Below are 5,883 nucleotides of genomic sequence, written 5' to 3'. Positions count from 1 at the left end.
ACAGTAATGGCATTGTTCATTTTTTGGAGAACGCTAAATTATTACCAGGATGAAACGAGTAGTTCTGAAAGTGTTTGGCTGGTACTGACAATTCTCGTCGGTTTGTTCCTATCACCGCTAGCACACTTTTATGATGGGGTTTATCTGAAACAGATAGCATTTCTCTTGACCTTTCAATTGCTGTTTATTATTTCAGGTCAATTTTTTATAAAATGGATTGAGATTGAACTAGTATCAAAAAGAAAGTTTGCATGGGAATTTTCAAAATTGCTCGGACTTGGGCTTTTAATTATGGTGATTCTTACCTTTGGAAGGAATCTCATCAAGAGTATTTTCTTCAGTATCCTGCAAGGGATTGGCTGGATCTTTTCTATTCTTCTTTACCCCTTATTTTCATGGGTCGAAAACCCGGTCATTAAAGAAAGAGCTAGCCGGCTATTATCCTCTAGACAGCAGCCCGCAAAAGAGTACGAATCTCCGTTTGCCAATGCGAAGGAGCTGATTGATCCTGATCTATGGGGACCAATACTCTTTGCAGCAATCGGGGTGCTGATCTTCTTTTATCTATACAAAAAAACAAGCTTATTCAATAAAGTGCAGGAGGTTGGCGTATCACCTAGCGGTTATGTAACATCAAGCTCACTCGATGATTCCTTGTACAGTGACCCCTTCTATAAAAATCGTCCAGGAAAGCCTGTAAACCAGATACGCAAAGAAATATACCAGCTCGAGAAGTATGCTCAGAAAAAGGACTTGGCCAGATTAAACCATGAAGCGATCAACGAATGGCTGCAACGGCTGGGGATTGATTATAATGAGCGGACGGTTAAAACGTATCAGCAGGTAAGGTACGGAGCATCTGCCGAAGATGAAGTCGAGGAATGGTTTAAAGAAGAAATAAAAAGCATTAAAAAACAGTTAACAATCCTGCAAAAAGAAAGAAAAGAAGCAAGTAAGTCAGAAATTAAAATATCCCTGAAGAATGTTTTTAAAAGATAGGATTTTTGGTTTATAATTTTCAAAAAGGCTTTTTTCTATAAGATTGTTGTTTTTATTGAAACAAAGAATCTTTGAAAAAAAGCAATTGATAAAAACAATTGTCACAATTTCGCTAAAATGAAAACGTTTTAATTAAAAAAATGCCTGAAACCTTGAAAAAACCAGTGTTTTTTCATTGTCTAACACTTTTCAAAATGCTATTCTTTTGTGTGGGATGCCAGTTGTGGATATTTAAATGGAGAGCGTTGTGCAGATAGAGTAATGTCTAGCTGCAGCGGCCAGCCCCTCGGGTCATTAGCCGTCCGGCTTTGGCGGCAGAGCTGCCTCCTCGCAGGCCGTCTTATGCCTGTAGGACTTGCACAGGATGTGCTGGCGTCGACGTTGCCACAGGAAGTGGCGTTTTTAGTCGACGTTCAATTCTGAGGTGCTTCCGCTTTTCTTTGTGGATACGATTGGAAATAATATATGGTGTGAAAGAACCTTACAAATGGGTAAAATACAATTATCATTTTAGCTAGGCCGGAAATTTTGACCTTTCGCTGAATTGAACCATTTAGTTTGGAAGGCATCATGTATGGTCATCTTAATCATTTAATATAAAAGGAGAATGATCTAATATGGTACAAAAACAGTTCAAGGTTGTTGCTGAAACAGGAATCCATGCTCGTCCTGCTACAATGTTGGTACAGGCTGCAAGCAAATTCGATTCAGAAATCCACTTAGAATATAAAGAAAAAAAGGTTAACCTTAAATCAATCATGGGTGTAATGTCATTAGGAATCGGCCAGGGAGCAGATATTGCGATCATCGCTGAGGGAAGCGACGAGCAAGATGCTCTTAACACACTAGAAGAAACTTTAAAAAGAGAAGGTTTAGCTGAATAATGGGCTTTCTTCAGGGAATTGCCGCTTCAAATGGAATTGCAATTGCAAAAGCCTATAAGCTCGTAGAACCGGATTTTTCTTTTGAAAAAAAGACAGTCGAAGCACCTGCTGATGAAGTGGCACGTTTTAAAGCTGCCCTTCAAACTGCAAAAGCTGAGCTTGCACAAATCCGTGACCACGCAGGTACTGAATTGGGTGCCGACAAGGCTGCAATATTTGATGCACATCTTCTAGTTTTAAGTGATCCAGAATTGATTTCACCCATCGAAGATAAAATCAATACCGAAAATGTAAATGCTGAACACGCATTGAAAGAAACAGCTGATATGTTTATCAGTATGTTTGAGTCAATGGATAATGAATACATGAAAGAACGTGCTGCGGACATAAGAGATGTGACCAAACGTGTAATGGCACATTTATTAGGTGTTCAAATTCCTAATCCTAGCATGATTGCTGAAGAAGTAGTCATAGTCGCTGAGGATTTGACACCATCTGATACTGCACAGCTGAACCGCCAATTTGTTAAAGGTTTTACGACAAATATTGGCGGGCGTACATCCCATTCTGCAATCATGGCTCGTTCCATGGAAATTCCTGCAGTCGTTGGCACAAAAACAGCAATTGATGAAATCAATAATGGTGACATGGTCGTTGTTGATGGATTAAAGGGTCAAGTACATTTTAACCCTACTCCAGAAGTGCTGGAAGCCTATAAAAAGATTCAGGAAGACTTCGAAAAACAAAAAGCTGAGTGGGCTAAGCTTGTAAATGAAAAAACAGTTACAGCTGAAGGACACCATGTGGAGCTTGCTGCTAATATCGGAACACCTAAAGATTTAAAGGGTGTTATTGAAAATGGCGGTGAGGGAGTAGGTCTTTACCGTACAGAGTTCCTTTATATGGACAGGGATCAGCTTCCAACCGAAGAGGAACAGTTTACTGCGTATAAAGCTGTGCTTGAAGGAATGGAAGGAAAGCCAGTTGTTGTCAGAACGCTTGATATCGGCGGCGATAAAGAACTTCCGTACTTGAACCTCCCTAAAGAAATGAACCCATTCCTTGGTTTTAGGGCGATTCGTCTTTGCCTCGAGGAGCAGGACATTTTTAGGACGCAGCTTCGTGCCCTTTTACGTGCAAGCGTTTATGGCAATTTAAAAATCATGTTCCCTATGATCGCAACATTGGTAGAATTCAGGGAAGCAAAAGCAATGCTTGAAGAAGAAAAAGCAAAATTAGTAAATGAAGGCATCCAGGTTGCGGAGCACATCGAGCTTGGCATCATGGTGGAGATTCCTTCAACTGCAGTACTTGCAGACCAGTTTGCTAAAGAAGTTGATTTCTTCAGCATTGGAACAAACGATCTGATTCAATACACAATGGCTGCAGACAGAATGAACCAGCAGGTTTCTTACCTGTATCAGCCATACAATCCATCGATTCTTCGCCTTGTAAAAATGGTCATCGATGCTGCCCATAAAGAAGGAAAATGGGCTGGTATGTGCGGTGAGATGGCTGGAGACGAAACTGCGATTCCAATTTTGCTTGGTTTAGGCCTTGACGAGTTCTCTATGAGTGCTTCTTCTATCCTGAAGGCACGCTCGCTCATCAGGCAGTTAAATAAAGCTGATATGGAAAAACTGGCTTCTACTGTGCTAAACATGAGCACAACTGAAGAAGTGGTAGAAGCGGTAAACCTCTCTTTAGGTTTGTAACAAAATTGTAATATAAAAAATGTTTTACCCTATAGATGGCGGGTATATATGAGTAAGCACTTTGGTTAGACTGAAAGTAAGCTAATCATTCTCATTTTCCCCCAGATTTGGCCGGCTGTTAATCAGCCGGCATTTTTTTGTGTAAAGGGAACGGTGACGTTTACTAATTCGATGTTTGAAAAGTGGCATTGGAACAATGGAGGGGTTGAAAATATCATATCTCCCCCGCTGTTTCAATAAAGGTCATTGGGACAATGGAGGGTTAGAATTCACCACGTCGGATGTTCCAATAAAGGTCATTGGATTATTATATGAGGCGAAAAGGAACATTCGTATGTTTTTCTCTCATAGAGAAAAGTATATAAAGGTTGAATAGCTATCCACCTTCCATCAATCGCAAATTTAAAAATACTTCTTATAAAAAACGAAGGATCCTTCTTGATTCTTAAAAAATATTCTCTTTTTTAAACGGATTTCTCCACTCCATCAGCATTCCGTAATTTAAAGATTCTTCATCCTCAAGATAGTTGGCCACTGGTTTTACTGGGGTACGCGTGCAACGCAGCAAAAAGGAAACGACGGGATCTTTTAGTTCTCCTTTTAAAACCTTTTCAATATACTCTTCAATCGATAATTCATCTGAATGAAGATGATATCCAGGCATCCTTCCCCCGCCAAGCAGCCTATCCAAGCCTAAATGGACCACAGTTTCATACATCGACTGCAGCAACCATTTTCCTAAACCGAGCTTTCTGTAGTTGGGGCTGATGCAGATATCAACTATGTATAAAGTATTGCCATTACAATCGTGATTGCGGATGTATCCGTTATCTGTGATATCTGCCCAAGAATGCTTCAGATCATTATCTCCTAGTTTTACAATCAGACCAGTAATCGAGCCAGCAATCTTTCCATCTATTTCAACGCAAAGCGCTCCTTCGGGAAACAAAGTAATATGGTTTTTAAGCTGCTCTGTATTCCATAATAGTTCCTCTGGAAAAGGAGGAGGAAAAGCCTCCCGCTGAACTCGAATTAACTCATCAAAGTCATCTTTAGTGTAATTTCTTATTACAGCTTTTACTGGCATCGTATGGTCGAAAACAAATAAATCCTTCTTAAACATGATCGCACCTCGAATTTTTAATATAGCTTGAGTTTAAAAAAAACAATAAAACACGTCAATTTTCAGTTCATTATTTTATTCCTTGAGTTTATGATAACCGAGAAACAATATATGTACTGTTAAAAATGAAATTACTAGAAAATTCTTATATAATTAAATTAATACATATAAGGGGGAATACATATGGAACTCCAGCTTAGCGGGAAGACAGCTGTTATCGCTGCCTCTAGCCAGGGACTTGGCAAGGCGATTGCAGAAGGACTTTTGAGGGAAGGTGCAAATGTTGTCATATCAGGAAGGGATGAGGAAAAACTAAAAGATATAGTTTCTGAATTAAAGCAAATCGGCAGCGGTAAAGTCGTTTTTCAAAGAGCAGACATCACAATCCCCGAAGATATTAAGCAGTTAATTCAAACTGCAGTCGACCAATTTGGTGGTGTGGATATTCTGGTCAACAATGCCGGAGGTCCTCCTGCAGGCTCCTTTGAAGCTATTACTGATGAGCAATGGCAAACTGCCTTCGAATTGAATTTACTGTCCTATATCAGGCTGATTCGTGAAGCATTGCCGTTTTTAAAAGAGCATGGAGGGAAAATTATTAACATTGCCTCCTCTTCAATCAAAGAACCGATCCCAGGACTCTTGCTGTCAAACACTTTCAGGACAGGCATAGTTGGTCTGACAAAGACTCTTGCTCAGGAACTAGCTCAATATGGCATTTTAATCAATACGGTTGCACCTGGCCGAATTGCTACAGATCGTGTAAGACACTTGGACGAGGTGAACGCGGAGAAAATGCAAATTTCTCGTGAAGAAGTCGAAGAAAGAGTTAAGGGAACTATTCCTTTAGGGCGTTACGGAAAGCCGGAGGAGTTTGCAAAGGTGGTTGTTTTCCTGGCTTCTGACGCTAATTCTTATATGACAGGCAGCTCATTCCTCGTTGATGGCGGAATGGTCAAATCAATTTAATAAATAGGTTTGAAATAATGAAACAATGGGTATATAAACATTGCGCATAAAATTGCAGATCGTTCTGGAAGGCCGGAGAAGTTTTTCTTCGGCTTTTTTATATGTTTTTTTCTCTTTTTTTAAAAAATTATGTGTGCAATATTCAAACAACATCAATGCCAAAATAGTAACTGTAATGATAAAATGTACTTAA

At 39.7% G+C, this 5,883-nt stretch carries 5 protein-coding genes and 1 pseudogene; 5 read left to right on the top strand and 1 reads right to left on the bottom strand.

The window, feature by feature from the left end:
* The 4 genes and pseudogenes from WB217_RS17015 to ptsP form a co-directional block, all read left to right on the top strand.
* Positions 1 to 999: pseudogene (locus WB217_RS17015) on the top strand (hypothetical protein); the annotation flags it as partial.
* A gap of 261 nt (positions 1,000 to 1,260) precedes the next feature.
* Entirely contained in the window at positions 1,261 to 1,422 is a 162-nt protein-coding gene (locus WB217_RS17010) for a hypothetical protein (RefSeq protein WP_423994474.1), read from the top strand.
* A gap of 194 nt (positions 1,423 to 1,616) precedes the next feature.
* Complete coding sequence (locus tag WB217_RS17005; RefSeq protein WP_144474695.1) at positions 1,617 to 1,883, top strand: phosphocarrier protein HPr; 267 nt, start codon at positions 1,617 to 1,619, stop codon at positions 1,881 to 1,883.
* Positions 1,883 to 3,598, top strand: a complete 1,716-nt coding sequence (gene ptsP, locus WB217_RS17000) for a phosphoenolpyruvate--protein phosphotransferase (protein ID WP_423994473.1) — start codon at positions 1,883 to 1,885, stop codon at positions 3,596 to 3,598. Before WB217_RS17005 ends, ptsP begins: the two co-directional genes overlap by 1 nt.
* A 445-nt stretch (positions 3,599 to 4,043) precedes the next feature.
* On the opposite strand, the gene WB217_RS16995 is transcribed toward ptsP, so the two are convergent.
* On the bottom strand, positions 4,044 to 4,721 hold the full coding sequence (locus WB217_RS16995; RefSeq protein ID WP_423994472.1) for a GNAT family N-acetyltransferase: 678 nt from the start codon (positions 4,719 to 4,721) through the stop codon (positions 4,044 to 4,046).
* 183 nt (positions 4,722 to 4,904) lie between these two features.
* Between WB217_RS16995 and WB217_RS16990 the strand changes: the two genes are divergently transcribed.
* The gene (locus WB217_RS16990) at positions 4,905 to 5,690 is read left to right on the top strand and encodes an SDR family oxidoreductase (RefSeq protein ID WP_423994471.1); all 786 of its coding nucleotides are present in this window, start codon (positions 4,905 to 4,907) and stop codon (positions 5,688 to 5,690) included.
* Positions 5,691 to 5,883: the final 193 nt, after the last annotated feature.

Source organism: Mesobacillus sp., from assembly GCF_049588175.1.
Classification (GTDB): domain Bacteria; phylum Bacillota; class Bacilli; order Bacillales; family Cytobacillaceae; genus Mesobacillus.
The sequence above is the reverse complement of the archived record's forward strand: the minus strand, read 5'-3'. Positions and strand labels throughout refer to the sequence as shown.